General features: G+C 52.4%; 15 protein-coding genes. 3 read left to right on the forward strand and 12 right to left on the reverse strand.

Annotated features, from left to right (window positions below; genetic code table 11):
* Window positions 1-380: 380 nt before the first annotated feature.
* From coaE to nusB, 6 genes are all read right to left on the reverse strand, one after another.
* On the reverse strand, window positions 381-1001 hold the full coding sequence (coaE, locus tag ACO064_RS21435) for a dephospho-CoA kinase (RefSeq protein ID WP_421829269.1): 621 nt from the start codon (window positions 999-1001) through the stop codon (window positions 381-383).
* Entirely contained in the window at window positions 998-1786 is a 789-nt protein-coding gene (locus ACO064_RS21440) for a hypothetical protein (RefSeq protein ID WP_421829270.1), read from the reverse strand. Before ACO064_RS21440 ends, coaE begins: the two co-directional genes overlap by 4 nt.
* Window positions 1787-1904: 118 nt before the next feature.
* A complete protein-coding gene (gene yajC, locus ACO064_RS21445) occupies window positions 1905-2222 on the reverse strand; it encodes a preprotein translocase subunit YajC (protein ID WP_114404134.1) in 318 nt (105 codons plus the stop codon).
* A gap of 71 nt (window positions 2223-2293) precedes the next feature.
* On the reverse strand, window positions 2294-2731 hold the full coding sequence (locus tag ACO064_RS21450; RefSeq protein ID WP_421829271.1) for a DUF1573 domain-containing protein: 438 nt from the start codon (window positions 2729-2731) through the stop codon (window positions 2294-2296).
* 81 nt (window positions 2732-2812) lie between these two features.
* A complete protein-coding gene (locus tag ACO064_RS21455; protein WP_114404132.1) occupies window positions 2813-3115 on the reverse strand; it encodes a YtxH domain-containing protein in 303 nt (100 codons plus the stop codon).
* A gap of 96 nt (window positions 3116-3211) precedes the next feature.
* Window positions 3212-4381 carry a transcription antitermination factor NusB gene (gene nusB, locus ACO064_RS21460; RefSeq protein ID WP_421829272.1) on the reverse strand — a complete coding sequence of 390 codons (1170 nt, stop codon included), beginning with the start codon at window positions 4379-4381 and terminating at the stop codon, window positions 3212-3214.
* Between the two features lie 279 nt (window positions 4382-4660).
* Between nusB and ACO064_RS21465 the strand changes: the two genes are divergently transcribed.
* Complete coding sequence (locus tag ACO064_RS21465; protein ID WP_421829273.1) at window positions 4661-6442, forward strand: ABC transporter ATP-binding protein; 1782 nt, start codon at window positions 4661-4663, stop codon at window positions 6440-6442.
* A gap of 193 nt (window positions 6443-6635) precedes the next feature.
* On the opposite strand, the gene ACO064_RS21470 is transcribed toward ACO064_RS21465, so the two are convergent.
* Genes ACO064_RS21470 through ACO064_RS21485 form a run of 4 tightly spaced genes read right to left on the reverse strand, consistent with a single transcriptional unit; the run spans window position 6636 to window position 10662 of the window.
* Window positions 6636-7736: a mandelate racemase/muconate lactonizing enzyme family protein gene (locus ACO064_RS21470; RefSeq protein WP_421829274.1), complete on the reverse strand. Its 1101-nt coding sequence runs from the start codon at window positions 7734-7736 to the stop codon at window positions 6636-6638.
* A gap of 5 nt (window positions 7737-7741) precedes the next feature.
* Window positions 7742-8893 (reverse strand): amidohydrolase family protein, encoded by a 1152-nt coding sequence (locus ACO064_RS21475; RefSeq protein ID WP_421829275.1) that lies wholly within the window; start codon window positions 8891-8893, stop codon window positions 7742-7744.
* A gap of 46 nt (window positions 8894-8939) precedes the next feature.
* Window positions 8940-9416, reverse strand: coding sequence for a 2-C-methyl-D-erythritol 2,4-cyclodiphosphate synthase (ispF, locus tag ACO064_RS21480; protein ID WP_421829276.1), 477 nt, complete (start codon window positions 9414-9416; stop codon window positions 8940-8942).
* Window positions 9417-9426: 10 nt separating this feature from the next.
* Entirely contained in the window at window positions 9427-10662 is a 1236-nt protein-coding gene (locus ACO064_RS21485) for a M16 family metallopeptidase (protein ID WP_421829277.1), read from the reverse strand.
* 113 nt (window positions 10663-10775) lie between these two features.
* Here ACO064_RS21485 and ACO064_RS21490 point away from each other — a divergent pair, with 113 nt between their 5' ends.
* Together ACO064_RS21490 and ACO064_RS21495 are read left to right on the forward strand one after the other, a co-directional pair.
* Window positions 10776-11885, forward strand: coding sequence for a tetratricopeptide repeat protein (locus ACO064_RS21490; RefSeq protein ID WP_421829278.1), 1110 nt, complete (start codon window positions 10776-10778; stop codon window positions 11883-11885).
* 17 nt (window positions 11886-11902) lie between these two features.
* Complete coding sequence (locus tag ACO064_RS21495; RefSeq protein WP_421829279.1) at window positions 11903-12883, forward strand: phosphotriesterase family protein; 981 nt, start codon at window positions 11903-11905, stop codon at window positions 12881-12883.
* Here ACO064_RS21495 and ACO064_RS21500 read toward each other — a convergent pair.
* Both ACO064_RS21500 and ACO064_RS21505 read right to left on the reverse strand, forming a co-directional pair.
* Window positions 12880-14715, reverse strand: a complete 1836-nt coding sequence (locus tag ACO064_RS21500) for a DNA polymerase III subunit gamma/tau (RefSeq protein ID WP_421829280.1) — start codon at window positions 14713-14715, stop codon at window positions 12880-12882. The two genes, ACO064_RS21495 and ACO064_RS21500, sit on opposite strands and share 4 nt — an antisense overlap.
* A gap of 60 nt (window positions 14716-14775) precedes the next feature.
* Entirely contained in the window at window positions 14776-15387 is a 612-nt protein-coding gene (locus tag ACO064_RS21505; protein WP_421829281.1) for a DUF6962 family protein, read from the reverse strand.
* Window positions 15388-15456 lie beyond the last annotated feature (69 nt).

Genomic DNA, 15456 nt, shown 5'->3' on the forward strand with positions numbered 1-15456 from the left:
GCTGATGCGGCTATTAATTTAACGCGAACTATGGGATTATTGGCCGCGTAGCGGACTGATGTTTGTAGCAAAACGGATCACCCGGTTCCTCCGGCGTGCCTTTGGGTACGCAATCTGATGCACTTGTTGCGTACCCAAGGGCACGCCGGAGGAACCGGGTGATCCGTTTTGCTACAAACATGTCGTGCCTATGGCACTTGATCAGCTCATAATCAATTAATAAATCTCATAGTTCGCGTTAATTTAACATGAACTGTGAGATTATTAACTCCGGAGGGGTCGAATACCGATTTGCTAGTAACATTACGTGCCGCTGGCACTTAAACAACTAGTAGGAAAGGAAATAATCGCATAGTCCACAGGTACGTAAAAAAGGCGGATTACAAACCGGTCTGGCAGAAGGTTTCGTGGAGCCGCAGAACCTGCGGAATCAGCAGTTGGGTCTCGTTGTTGTAGACCACATAATCCGCCATTTCAATCCGCTCTTCGTCGCTGATCTGCCGACTGATGATGTTTTTGATTTCCTGCTCGGAGCGGTGCGGATCACGCTGGTGAATACGTTGAATGCGGAGATCCAACGGCGACTGTACCACAATCAATTTGTCAAGATTGTTGCCATCTTCACCCGCAGCCCGCAGCAAAGCCGCTTCCTTGATCAGATACGGTTTATCGGCATAACCACGCGCCCAAAGCTCCGTATCGGCATACACCCGCGGGTGAATCAGGGCGTTGAGTTGCAGCAACACGTCGGGTTTGCCGAACACCTGAGCAGCCACCCAACTCCGGTTGTAACGCCCGGCCTCGTCATATGCTTCTGGTCCCAGCAGGCGTGTCACGTCCGATTGGAGAATGGCATCGTGATCGACCAGCCATTTGGCACGATCGTCTGCCGAATAAACGGGAATCCCGAGGGCTTCGAAGATGCGGCAAACCGTGGTTTTTCCGGAACCAATTCCGCCCGTAACCCCAATTAACAAGGGTTTTTTCACTGATTGACTCATTTTTTACGGACCGATTTGGCTTTGGCAGATCTCCCGGTTTTTTCCGATTTGGTCGATTTGGCCGGTTTTACGGGTTGGGGAGGAGGGGGTGGAGGAAGAGGCTGTAGGAGTTCGGCTACTTCAAAACTAACCGAAACCTGATCGGCACTGGCCCGAATGAGTGGATGACGGGGAATGGGCAGTCGCAACTCCTCATCATAGCTTTGGGTCAGCCGACGGGCCGGAATCTTCACTTTGATGGTGTCCGGCATTGCCCGAAGCAGCCGGGCCGGGCCTTCAAACCGGATCACGCGGGGATTGACGTTGATCAGACTGGAAACCACCATGCTTTCGGCCAGATCGATGCCCGTGCTGTCGACCACGATCGGCACTTCCTGGGCCGCCAGCCGGTCGAAATTCAGTGTCAGCGTATCACCGGCCACAAAATTGACCCGGACGTCGTTGGCGTGATCGGTCATCGAGGCCGCCAGCGAAGCGGTATTGATGTATTTGGTTTCGAGCGGGCGGGGAACAGAATAGCGGATGGGTTGCGACCGAAACGGCAGCCACGACTTCCGGAACAGCTTCCAGCCATTGCCGGTGATGCTGACGGAAATGGTTTTGGGAAGGGGCGTCGTGGGAACATACAATTTCTGGTCGTAAACAAACTCAATCGGATACTGAACGCTGACTGTGTAATTGTTCTTGTTGAGCGCATTCAGCAACCAAATCACGGCAGCCGCCAGCAGACACAAAACGAGTGTCGGCAGTTGAACCGGGCGGGGTTGGGTGTTGGTTAGCGGCACAAAGGGATTTTTTAATGTTAAATGTAAAATGAGTAATGATGAATGTAAAAGTCTCTTAGCACGCGTTAAACACTTTTACATTCATCATTACTCATTTTACATTCATCATTCGTTAGCATTACGCCGGTAATTTGACCGTTGCTTCGCGGGAGATGGCGGTTTTTTCGAACGTCAGTTTCACGCCTTTGTCCACTTCCACTACCACCGTCGTGCCTTCTACGGCGTATACTTTGCCGTGTAAACCGCCAATGGTGACCACGCCGTCGCCTTTTTTCAGGTTCTCAATAAAATTCTTCTGATCCTTCTGCTTTTTCTGCTGCGGACGAATCATGAAAAAGTAGAACACCACAAAAATACCGACCCACAGGACGATGTTCCAGACCATGGAATTGGACGAGCCGCCCGGTACTTGTGCTAGAATAGAAGGGAAATTCATGGGAACGAATAATGGTTTAAAATGAATGGGTTTGATGGGATGCGTGGATCAGTTACTGAACAGCCGATGGCTTACTGGGCGGTTTTGACGGTGCTGGAATCCCGGGGATTCACCATCACGCGGAAAGCGAGTTCGCTGTAGGCCGGGTCCGTGTTGGCGTAAACGGTGACGGTTTTGTTCTGAACGCCCCGTTTCCCCTGGCTGTTGAACAGCACTTTGATGGATGATTCCTGGCCGGGCTCGATCGGTTTTTTAGGCCATTCGGGCGTCGTACAGCCGCAGGAAGCCTGAATGTTGTTGATAATCAACGGAAATTCACCTTCGTTTTTGAACTTGAAATTCCGCGATACGGTGTCACCTTCGGTAATGTCGCCAAAGTCGTAAACACCCGTGTCGGTGAACACCATTTTAGGCATTTTGCCCGACAGCTCTTTCGTTGAGTCTTTCTGGGTCTGGTTGCAGGCCGTAACACCGGCGAGAAGAACCAGGCTGAGGAGGAAGTTTTTCATTACTTTTTTAAACGAAATGAAGGGTCAGGAAGGGGTTCGATTCTCAGTCGAAACCGACTTCCTGACCGGTAAATAGGCTTGTTATGCGCCCTGCTGCTTGATCTGCGCCATCAGACGATCGACGTCTTCCAGCAATTTTTCCGCTTTCTCGCGGGCGTCGCTCACGACCCGCTCGCCCTCGGTTTTGGCCAGGCTTTCGGGGAGTTTATCGGTTCTTAACACATCATCCAGCAGGTAGCGAAGTTGTTCGCGGTATTTTGACAAACGATAGGTTAACCGGTCACGGGTAACGGCTCCTTTCTCGGGCGCATAGAGTAGACCCAGTGCGGCACCGGTTACGCATCCCGTTACAAAGGCAATCAGGGTTTGACTTGTTCTGCTCATAATCGTATTTGAATTAAATTACCCCCAACCCCTGAAGGGGCTTTTCAATCCTGATGCATAAAGCCTCCTTCAGGGGTTGGGGGCACACGGGTAAACTTATTTATTATCCATCAACCCACGGCCGCTTTTGCGAAGCTGGCCGGAGGTTTTTAATTTTTCGGATAAACTGTCCAGAATACCGTTGACAAATTTGCCACTTTTGGGCGTACTGTACAGCTTTGCCAGTTCGATGTATTCGTTGATGGTCACTTTTACCGGAATATTCGGAAAATTCAGCAACTCGGCGAGTGCCAGTTTCAGAATAATTTTGTCCAGTTGTGCCACCCGTTCCACATCCCAGTTGGTCAGTTGCTCGGCCAGCAGGCTCTCATATTCGGCGTCGTTTTCCAGGGCTTTCTTGTACAGTGTTTCCAGAAAATCCCGGTCTTCCATCCAATCTTCGGTCAGCGCCACGAGTTTCAATCCTTCCGGCCCCTGCACGGATTTCAGCGTTTTGATGGCCATACTCCGCACAATTTCGCTGTTTTCGGACCAGCTCAGGTCCATTTCCTCGAAAAAGCTCCGGGCCGGTTCTTGCTTTAACAACACATTCCGCAAAACGTGCTGCACCAGTTGCTGGTCTTCGTCGGCCGTATGCTGTTCGGATTCGCAGTAGGTGCGGTACACGTCGTCTTCTTTCAGCACATCGTTGTAGATGGTCCGCACCATCTGACGGTCGTCGCCCCACTCGATTTTCCGGCGAATCTGCTCGACCTCCAGCGGTTTGTGTTCGCGCAGGGCCTTGATGATCCGGTTGCTGTCCAGCCCCGACTCTTTGGCAATCTGGCGGGTGTCCAGGTTTTTATAGGTCCGTTCCCGGTCGATCTGTGCCACGTGGGCCAGCTCCAGGAGCAGGCTCAGCAGGCGGATGAGGGAGTTATCGAGCGTCCGAACGTCATCGACCAGCGCCTGCAAGACCCGGGTCCGTTCTTTAGTCAGGCTGTTCCGGTAATCCACCAGGGCCTGGTTGGCGGCTACCTGCACTTTCCGCGGTATTTCCTCCTCTTCGGGCGGTTTACCTTCTTTTAGTCCTTCTTCAAACAAAACCGTAGCCAGTCGGCGGTAGCCTTCCAATTGCTGGAGGTTCTGCACCTCCATCGAATTCAGGTCACGCTGAAAAGTTTCGGTAATGGTATCGACAGCAGCCTGCCGATTGGATAATTCGGATTGGCGCAGGGCGTAAAAAGCCTGCATGACCTTAATCCGCAATAAACGTCTGTTTAGCATTCTGGTCCGGCAAGAAACAAAGAACTCGGTTCGATATTTCGAAGATTGGTAATTGGCTACAAAAGTACGGAAAATGTCTTGAACTATACTTGTCTTGAACCGGGATTACACAGATTAAAGGATTAAGAGGATTCAGTAGAGCGGATTCCAATAATCCTAGATAATCCTTTAATCTGTGTAATCCCAGTTCAGGGCAATTTCATGATAAACTATTCCGGCCCGATTTCTGTTACCCAGCCATTACCCGTATTTGTTTCATTGAAAGACGCCTGCTGATTTGTGAAAGCACTTTCCCACCTCAATAAATACCTGCTGAAATACAAGTGGTACCTCATTTGGGGCACCGCTTTCACCATCATCTCCAACCTGTTCGGGATTATCCCGGCGCAGCTGGTGCGGTATTCGCTCGATCTGGTGAAAGAAACGCTCGACATTTATTTTCTCTACAACGGCAGCCGTCTGCAAAGCAATCTCTACGACGTGTTTGCTTTCAGCATTCTGTTCTACGGGTTGCTGATTCTGGCGATGGCGCTCCTGAAAGGCTTCTTTCTGTTTCTGGTGCGGCAAACGCTGATCGTCATGTCGCGGCACATCGAATACGACCTGAAGAATGAAATTTACGCGCATTACCAGACGTTGCCCCTCAGTTTTTTCCGTCAGCACAACACCGGCGATTTGATGGCCAGGATTTCCGAAGATGTCAGCAAAGTGCGGATGTACGTTGGACCCTCGATCATGTACGGGCTGAACCTGATCACGCTGTTTATTCTGGTAATCAGCTACATGGTTTCGATTAACGTCCGGCTGAGCCTCTACGTGCTGTTGCCGTTGCCGGTTCTTTCCATTGCGATTTATGTCGTCAATACCATCATCATCAAACGCTCGGAAGAAATTCAACGGAGCCTTTCTCGGCTTTCGACCTTTGTTCAGGAAGCATTTTCCGGCATTCGGGTGCTCAAGGCTTTTGTTCGCGAAGACAACTCGGCGGCCAATTTTACAACCGAAAGTGATGTCTATAAACAGAAATCCCTGCAACTGACCCGCGTCGATTCGCTGTTTTTTCCGCTGATCATGCTGCTCGTCGGATTCAGCAACGTGCTGGTGGTGTATGTCGGTGGGCAGGAAATTCTGACCGGGCGACTGACGCCGGGCAATATCATGGAATTTATCCTGTACGTCAACATGCTGACCTGGCCGGTGATGGCCCTCGGCTGGACGACGAGCCAGACCCAGCGGGCGGCCGCATCCCAGCAACGGATCAACGAGTTTCTGGCCGTGAAAACCGATCTGGTTTCCGAAAAATCGCTGGAACGGGAGATTGTGGGCGAGATAGAATTCCGGAAGGTACGGTTTGTGTACCCGGATTCGGGCATTGTCGCGCTGAAGGATTTTAACCTGAACGTCAAAGCGGGCGAAACCGTGGCCATTCTGGGGACAACGGGTTCGGGCAAGAGTTCGCTGGCGAATCTGCTCACGCGGATGTATGACCCCACCGAAGGCGAAATCCTGATCGACGGGATTCCGCTGAAGGATTACAGCCTGATGAGCATTCGGAGGCAAATGGGCTACGTGCCGCAGGAGGTGTTTCTGTTTTCTGAATCCATCAGCAACAACGTCAAATTCGGGATGCCCGACATGCCGCAGGAAAAAGTAGAGCAAGCCATCAAAGACGCGGATTTATACCAGAACATCATCGCTTTTCCCGAGCAGTTCGACACCCGGATTGGCGAGCGGGGCGTTACCTTGTCAGGTGGTCAGAAACAGCGGCTTTCCATTGCCCGTGCCATTGCCCGCGACCCCAAAATCCTGATTCTGGACGACTGTTTATCGGCAGTGGATACCAACACCGAAAACATCATTCTGAACAACCTCCACCGGATCATGGAAAACCGTACCTCCGTCGTGATTTCCCACCGGGTTTCGTCGGCTAAGCTGGCGGATAAAATTCTGGTGCTCGACGAAGGCGAAGTCGTTGAACACGGCACCCACGAGGAGTTGCTGGCGGCCAACGGCGTTTACCGGGAACTGTACGAGAAGCAGTTGCAGGCGGAGGAAGTGTAAGGCGATTTAAAAAATCCCCAAAGTCTGTACGAAGATCGTTTTTTTACCAGCCCACGGTTTTAACCGTGGGTTTTTGTTCACGATACCTGCGTTTCCGGTTGCATTCCATTCCAATTGTATTCTTCGTTGTTCCACGGTTTGAACCGTGGGCTGGTCAAAAATTAAACGGTGTGATGATCACTATCCTATTCAACTAGCGAATCTTAACGCTCTCCAAACCAGCCAGAAAGGTTTCGTCGATAGTGGCCCCGATTCCCGGCCCGGTTGGCAAATCAATTTCGTAACCCCGGTACGTAACCCCTCCCAAAACCGGGTCGTCGGCGTGTTCGAACGGCGCATCCAGATCGTAGAATGAAACGTTCCGGCGGGCGGAAGCAAAGTGCGCTTTGGCCGTGATGGCCAGCCGGGATTCCGACATGCAGCCGATCATGCACGGGATGCTGGCTGCTTCAGCAATGGTATTGATTTTCAGGGCGTTAAAGATTCCCCCGCTTTTCGACAACTTGATGTTGAAGTAATCGACGGCTTCTTCCTGCACCAGCCGCAGGGCATCGCGGGGACTGAACAGCGATTCGTCGGCCATGATGGGAACAGTCGTTTTGGTTCGAAGGCGCTTCAGGTCGGCAATGGCCCAATGCTTGACGGGTTGTTCGCAGTATTCGATGTTCCAATCCTGAATGGTTCTGAGCACATTGACCGCCGTGACGTAATTCCAGCCCTGGTTGGCATCCGTCCGAATCGGAATGCCGTCGCCCACCGCTTCCCGAATCACTTCCACGCGCCGGATGTCGTCGCGCTGGTTGGTGCCGAGCTTCACTTTGATCGCTAAACCGCCTTTTTCTTTGATCCGAATGGCGTCATCAGCCATGCGTTCCGGCGCATTGAGGTAGATCGTTTCGTCGGTAACCAGTGTAAACCGTTCCCCACCGAGAAAAGCATACAATGGCATTCTGGCGGCCTGGGCCGCCAGATCGTACAGCGCCATATCGAACGCACTTTTCACCGTTGGGTTGTTGGGCAGGTAAGCGTCCAGCCGGTTCAGATTACCTTCAATATCCAATGCATTCTGGCCGATCAGCAGTTTAGCAAAATCGCGGGCGGCTGCAAAACCGGTTTCCTGCGTTTCGCCGACAATCATCCAGAACGGCGAGCCTTCACCCCAACCCACCAACCCATCGGCGTGAATCCGGACGAGCAGATTCCGGGCGTTTTCAATCGTTCCCAACGAAATGGCGATCGGAGCCTTCAGGGGAATATTAAGCTTAAAAACGTCGATGTGGGTGATTTTTAGCATGCTAATCAGTTCGGAAACTGCGATTTGTCCAAGCCCGGAATAATCCGCAGGGCATTTTTGTAATAGACTTTTTTCAGCACCTCGTCGGGCAACGCCATGCCGTACATGCGCCAGAAGGCGTGGTATTTTTTGTGGTACGGGAAATATTCGTCGTCGGTTTCCAGCACGCGGAAATACGTCGCGTATTCAGACGGCACCCAACTGTCTTTCCCAAACAGAATCCGGTCCTGGTATTTTTCAAAGAATTTCCGCGACGCCCGGGGCTGGCGACCGAGTTCGGCAATGACTGCACCGATTTCGACGAGCATGTTCGGAAACACCTTCATCAGACTGTCGAGTTTCACCAGATCGTTCGGATACCAGCCCATGTGAGCGTTGATGAATGTCGTTTTCGGGTGTTTGCGAAATACGTTGTGTTGTTCGGCAATCAGTTGTTCCCAGGAAACCGGGTTGTTTTCCGACCGTTTCCGGCCAGGATGCGTTTTCAGTTCCAGCCAGCGTTCGTTGAAACGGTCCATTGGGTCCCAGAACGGTTTTGGGTCGGCCGTATGGATCAGAACCGGAACGCCCAACTGACCGCATTTGGCCCAGATCGCGTCCAGACGCGGATCGTCTACCCGAACGCGTTTCCCTTCCGTATCCTTCACGTTGAAGCCCAGGCTTTTATAGATTTTCAGGCCCTTTGCGCCGTTTTTGATGTCGTCTTCCAGCAGTTTGACGGCCTTTTCCGTCCAGCCGGGTTCGCCCAGATTGGCGAAGTTGATGTTGGTGAAAATCGCCAGCCGCTTCGGATACGACTTCTGCACATTCGCCAGCGCATTACTGAGGAACGTGCTGCTTTCGGCTACGTTCGACGTAAAACCGCGTCCGCTGAGATTGACCATGATGCCCATGTTCAGACTGTCCATCTGGGTCACCAGTTTCCGTAAATCCGTCCGGTCCATGTCATACTGGTGGTTGTGAACGTCGATAAACGGGTATTTGGCGCGGGTGATTTTATGTTCCGGGGTCTTCAGGGTCGAAACCGGTTCATACTCTTCAAAATCGATCGGGCCGTTGGCGGTTGCTACTTTCGGCTGCGCGCGGGCCGACAGGATGAGGAGAGAAAACGCAGAAAGCGCGGTGAGGTAGCGCAGATTTCGCAGAGGTAAAAGCATCGTTTATCGGGTCAATGAGTGTAAATGAAACGGTTTCAGTACCAACTCAGGAATAAATCAACGCGACGCAAAAAGCCGCAATGCCTTCTTTTCGCCCCACAAAGCCCATGTGTTCGGAAGTGGTGGCCTTGATGGAAATATCATCTTCCGGGATTTGCATAACGCCCGACAGGCAGGTTTTCATCGCCGGAATGTACGGATTTAACTTCGGTTCCTGCAACACCACCGTCACATCGACGTTCGAAACTTCATACTCTTTTTCGCGAATCATCCGCATCACCTCGGCCAGCAGCAGCTTGCTGTCAACGCCTTTCCAGCGCGGATCTTTGTCTGAAAAATGGTAGCCGATGTTCCGCAGATTGGCGGCCCCCAGCAAGGCATCACAGAGCACGTGACAAATCACATCGGCATCGGAATGCCCCTGCGCACCGTGTGTGTGCGGAATTAAAATGCCGCCGAGCCAGAATTCCCGGCCTTCGGCTAACTGGTGTACATCGTATCCTTGCCCTACGCGGATTTTCATACTGAATGGCCTAGGCGGCCCGATAATACAAAGTCGAGCGGTTTTCTTTCCGGAGCAGTTTTTGCGCAGTCGACTGGATGTCGTCGGGCGTAATGGCCTGAATCCGTTCCGTTTCCTGATTCACCCAGTCCGCATTGCCGGCATTGGCCGCATACGCCAGATTCATGGCGCGGTTCAGCAGTTCTACCTCCGAAAATACCAGCGTCGCTTCCGCCTGATTCTTCACTTTGGTCAGTTCGTCTTCCGGAACGGTTTGGCTAACAATTTCATTCACAACGCTTTCGATAGCGGCATCGGCTTCTTCCAGTGAAACACCCTGATTCAGTGAACCACTGATAACGAGCAAACCGGGGTCCAGCGAGCCGGTGGAATGCGCCGAAATACCGGTAAAAAGCGCCTGTTCTTTCAACAGTTTCTGGTAAAGCCGCGACGATTTTCCCCGGCCCAGCACGTCGCTCAGCAGGTCGGCGCAGTAGTAATTATCCGCGAAACGACCCGGCATGTGGTATACTTTGTAGAGCGCATTGAGGGGAACTTCGGCCACGGTTTCCAGAAACCGGGCTTCGGTCTGCACCGGTTCCTGCGGCAGATTGCGCGCGTGAACCTTGCCCGCCGGAATGGGCTCAAACCATTTTTTCGACAGTTGCTTGACCTGTTCGAGCGTGACGTTTCCGCCCACCACCATCGTGGCATTGTTCGGCAGGTAATGCGTATAAAAAAAGTGTTTTACGTCGTCCAGGGTCGCTGTTTCGATGTGACTAATGTCTTTACCAATCGTGGCCCACTGATACGGATGCACCTGATAGGCCAGTGGGCGGAGTTTCAGCCAGACGTCGCCGTAGGGCTGGTTGAGGTAACGTTGCTTGAATTCTTCGATCACCACTTTCTGCTGCACGTCCAAAACCGTCGGGTCGAACGACAGACCCAGCATCCGGTCGGATTCGAGCCAGAAGGCGGTTTCGAGGTTGGCCGATGGGAGCGTGATGTAATAGTTGGTGATGTCGGGCGAGGTGAATGCGTTGTTTTCGCCCCCCACTTTTTGCAGTGGTTCGTCGTAGCTCGGAATGTTGCGGGAGCCGCCAAACATCAGGTGTTCGAACAAATGCGCAAACCCGGTTTTCCCCGCATCTTCATCGCGCGACCCGACATTGTACAAAATATTGACTGTCGCCATCGGACTGGTCGGGTCCTCGTGAACGTAGACTTTTAAACCGTTATCTAACACAAAATGCGCGAATCGAATCATGGCAAACTTTTTCGGTGGGGGTGTCGTTAGGCGTTTTGAGAACTAACAAAAGTAAGGGTCTAATTGTATTCTTCAAAAAAGAACATTCCCGTAACTCGTGAACACACCTTCCCATGAAAAAATTCTGGCTCCTGCTTTTCTTATCGGGCCCTTTGCCGGCTCTCGCCCAGATACTCGACGACGCTGGTATTCAGCAGATTATTTTGAAGGCTACCGATAAAATTTACAACTACGAATTCGATGAAGCGGATGACTACATCCGGCAGGTGAAAGCCAAATATCCCCAGCATCCGGTGGTGCCGGTGATGAAAGCCATCCAGCTTTACTGGCAATATCTGCCGCTCAAAGAAAACAAAAATGCTACCGCACAGTATGTCAACTACCTGAATCAGGGCATTGCGCTGTCAAAAAAAATGCTGGATCGCAATGAAAACGATCCGGAAGGCGTCTTTTTTTCGCTGGCTTCACACGGCTATCTGGCGATGAAAAACCATTACGACAACGAGACGATGAAAGCCGTGGGTGAAGCGCAGAAGGCGTATAGCTATTTGCGGAAGGGATTTAAACTGATGGACAAAAATCCGGAATTTTATTTCTCGACCGGGCTTTATAATTACTACATTGAGCGGTATCCGCTGGATCATCCGGTGTCGAAACCGCTGCTGCTTTTTTTTCAGAATGGCGATATGGCACTGGGTATGAAGCAGATGGAAACGGCTGTGCGCCGGGGTGTTTTTACCCGGACCGAAACCGCGCTCTACCTGGGTCATATTTACCTGAAACACGAGAGCCAACCGGCCCGCGCGGCCCTGCTTCTGAAACCGCTGGCGGATAAATACCCGCAAAACCCGATCTTTACGCTGGGATGTGCCGAAGCGCTGGTGCAGTCGGGTCGCTACCGCGATGCCCAGGCCTACATCGAACGGCTGCGGAACCTTCCCCAGAAATTTCTGGCTATGCCGGTAAAAGTATTGGAAGGCATCACCGAAGAAAAAATGAACGGCAATCCCAAACTGGCTGCCGAGAACTATCAGAGTGCCCTGAAATTACCGGTGGACGAGGTCTTTGCCAAGGAGTTTACGGCCCATGCCTACAGCGGTTTAGCCCGGATCTCGGCCCAGTCCGGCGACCGGAACCGGGCGAAGTCCATGTACAAAAAGGTGTTGAGCATGGCCGAATACAAGTCGACTATTCAGGAAGCCCGGAAGTTTTTAAAATCCTAACCGCCCATTCGACTCTGATGAAACGTCGGACCTTTTTGAAAGCATCACTTGCCGCCGGGCTTTGGCCGGTTTTTCAAAAAAAAACGACGATCAACACCGTAACCGGTGCGGTTCGGGCGTCGGAACTGGGGTTGACGCTCATTCACGAACACATTTTAGTCGATTTTATCGGGGCTGACCAGATCAGTCCGGAGCGCTGGAAACGGCCCGATGTGGTGGCAAAAATGCTGCCGTATTTGCAAACGCTGCGGAAGCTGGGCGTCCAGACGCTGATCGACTGTACGCCCGCCTACCTGGGTCGGGACCCTCTGTTGCTGAAAGAATTATCGGAGAAATCAGGAGTCAGAATCCTGACCAACACCGGTTATTACGGAGCCTCGAATGACAAATACCTGCCCGCCCACGCCCGGACCGAAACCGCCGACCAACTGGCGGACCGCTGGGTGGCGGAGTTTGAGAATGGCATTGAAGGAACCGGCATCCGACCCGCTTTCCTAAAAATCGGCGTCAACCCCGGTCCCTTGTCGGAACTGCACCGCAAACTCATTACGGCAGCCGCCCGGACACACAAACGCACCGGTCTGACCATTTGTTCGCATACCGGGCCGTATGTCCCGGCTTTTGAACAGATTGAGATTTTGAAACAGGAAGGAGTCGATCCATCGGCGTTCGTGTGGGTACATGCGCAGGGCCAAAACATGGTGCATTACGCCCGCGCCGTTCGGGAAGGCGCCTGGGTGAGTCTGGACGGTTTGGACGGGAAAAATGTGAGTCAGTACGCCGATACCCTGCTCCTGATGAAAGAAAACCGGTTTTTACACCGAACGCTGCTCTCCCACGACGCCGGTTGGTACGATCCCGCGCAACCCGACGGTGGCTCCATCGGTCGGGATTATACGGTTTTGTTCAACCAGTTGATGCCGGTTCTAAACCGAAAGGGATTTACGAAGAAAGACTGGAAGCAAATTCTGGTGGAAAATCCGAAGGAAGCGTTTTAATAGTCAACATCCAGGCCCAGCGTCCGTTTCAACTCCAGGAGGGCCGGGTTTTTTTCGGCCAGATAATTGAATTTGTCCTGTGGCGTATAAATCATTTTTCGGGTTTCCTGGAGCGCAATGGTATCGGTCAGCTGAATCTGGCTGTTTTGCAGTTCCCGCCGGAGATACGTCAGCAAATCCTGACGCAAGTCGTTTAACAGGTTGGCTTGCAGGGAATTGTCGAGCGCAATGTGGATCATGGTGCCTTCCAGGCGAAACTCGCGGTTCAGCATCACCTGCTCCGTTCGCGAACCGTCCTGATGATCGCGCATCCGGGCGTACGTTTGCCAGACGGTTTGTAACTCCTCAAAAGTGAACGGTTTGTCCACCTTTGGCATTTCGGGAGCTTCGGCCAAAGCCGTTGCGACGGCATCCGCAATCGTGGCCACCGGCCGTTCGACGGAGACCAGATTAGACGTGGTTCGGAGCTTACTGCTCACCGGTTTTGGAATCTCAGCGATCACCGGACTCCTTTCCGGGAGCGGTTTGGCGGTTCCGTTGCCATTCGGCTGGGGATGATAGCCGTTTGTAGGTTCGCTGGTGTGCGACGGCAGGGCGACGGGTTCCCGGTTTGTGGCTAAAGGGCTACTGTCGGCTGAGCTGTCCTTTTTTTTTTCAGCCTGTTCCGGGTTCCGGGTTTCGCCGGGTTCCGAATGGCTGGTTAAAACCGGTACGGCATGGATGTCCAGCACATTGGGCAGATTCGCCAGTTTCATCAGGCACACTTCCACGTGCAGCCGCTGGTTTTTAGCCGACTTGTAATTCAGGTCACACTGCGCACCGACGCTCAGGGCCGAAAGCAGAAAACTCAGGGGCGATTCGGCGGCCTGTTGCAAATACTTTTGCTGAATGCTTTCCGTCACCTGTAACAACTGGATGGTCGCTACATCCTTGCAAACCAGCAGGTTCCGGAAGTGTTCGCTTAGTCCGACAATGAACTGGTGACCATCGAACCCTTTCCGCAGAATTTCGTCGAACAACAGCATACTTTGCGGCAGATTTCCCGCCAGCAGCAGGTCCGTTAGCCGGAAATAATAGTCGTAGTCGAGGATGTGGAGGTTTTCCAGCACCTCTTTGTAGCGCAGAATCCGGTCTTCCGAGAAGGTAACGTTCAGGTCGAACATCGAAAGCGCATCCCGCAAACCGCCGTCGGCTTTCTGGGCGATGAGTTCCAGGGCTTCGTATTCGGTCTGAATGCCTTCTTTCTGAGCGATGCTGGCCAGATGGTCGGCGATGTCGCGCGGCTGAATCCGGTTGAAGTCGAAAAGCTGGCAACGCGACAGAATCGTCGGCAGAATTTTGTGCTTTTCGGTGGTCGCCAGAATGAAAATGGCGTAGGAGGGAGGCTCTTCCAGTGTTTTCAGGAACGCGTTGAAAGCGGCCTGCGACAGCATGTGAACCTCATCGATGATGTAAATTTTATACTGACCCGACTGGGGCGGATAGCGCACCTGATCGATCAGGTTCCGGATATCTTCCACCGAGTTGTTAGAAGCCGCATCGAGTTCATGGATGTTGAACGACGCATTCTGATTAAAACTCACACACGAGTCACAGTGGTCACACGGTTCGACGGCTTCGCTTTTTCCGAGGTTCTGGCAGTTGATGGTTTTGGCCAGAATCCGGGCGCAGGTCGTTTTTCCAACCCCCCGTGGTCCGCAAAACAGAAATGCCTGCGCCAGGTGATTGGTTAAAATCGCGTTCTTGAGTGTAGTCGTAATATGTGCCTGTCCGACGACGGTATCGAAGGTAGCCGGACGGTATTTCCGGGCCGAGACAACGAAGTTATCCATGTCGGCAAGTTAGCCAAAAAAAACGGTCCGCCGTAGGATTCGGAACCCCGCTCTCTAAAATTACTTTCTTCCCGACCGGTTCTCCGCGTCCGTCTTTTGAACCGATTTTCCAAAGCAAAGCAATGATAATGAGAGCGTATAGTGGTAAAAATCGATGGGATGAATGGGTAAATTTTTTGATTGACCCACGCGGGTCGCCAGGGCCAGAATCATCACGGCCAGCACCACCCAGGTGGCGCGGGAGTCCCGGCGCACAACGCCCAGAAACGCGATCAGCAGCACGATCACCATGCCCATCGACGGTATCACCGGCTCAAAGGCCCGGATGGTGGGACTCAGCAGCAACAGCAGAAATAAAGCGATGCCGAGCGTGACGGTGACGAAAAAACCGGATCTCGTAATTTTCTGCTTGAGAATCAGGCCCCATACCCCGACAATGACACAAACAACCCCCAAACTGGCCGCCAGCGTTTCCAGTGAGCGGTGCAGCGGCACCACGCCCTGGATACCCGCAAACACGAATATGCCGATCAGGGCCGTCACGGAAATGGTAATCAGAAAGAGTCCCCACAATATCCGGTTATACCAGCTTAATTCCATAAAATACCGCCAAAAAACCCAGATACCCGTGAAAGCCAGGACGGCATCTGACACCATGTTTGAAAGGTTCATGCTGGAAATAACAATTTTTCGGGGAAAAAGGCAAAAGACTAGAATGATGAATGATGGATGATGAACGAT

Source organism: Larkinella sp. (assembly GCF_965227735.1).
In the GTDB taxonomy this organism is placed as follows: Bacteria; Bacteroidota; Bacteroidia; order Cytophagales; family Spirosomataceae; genus Larkinella.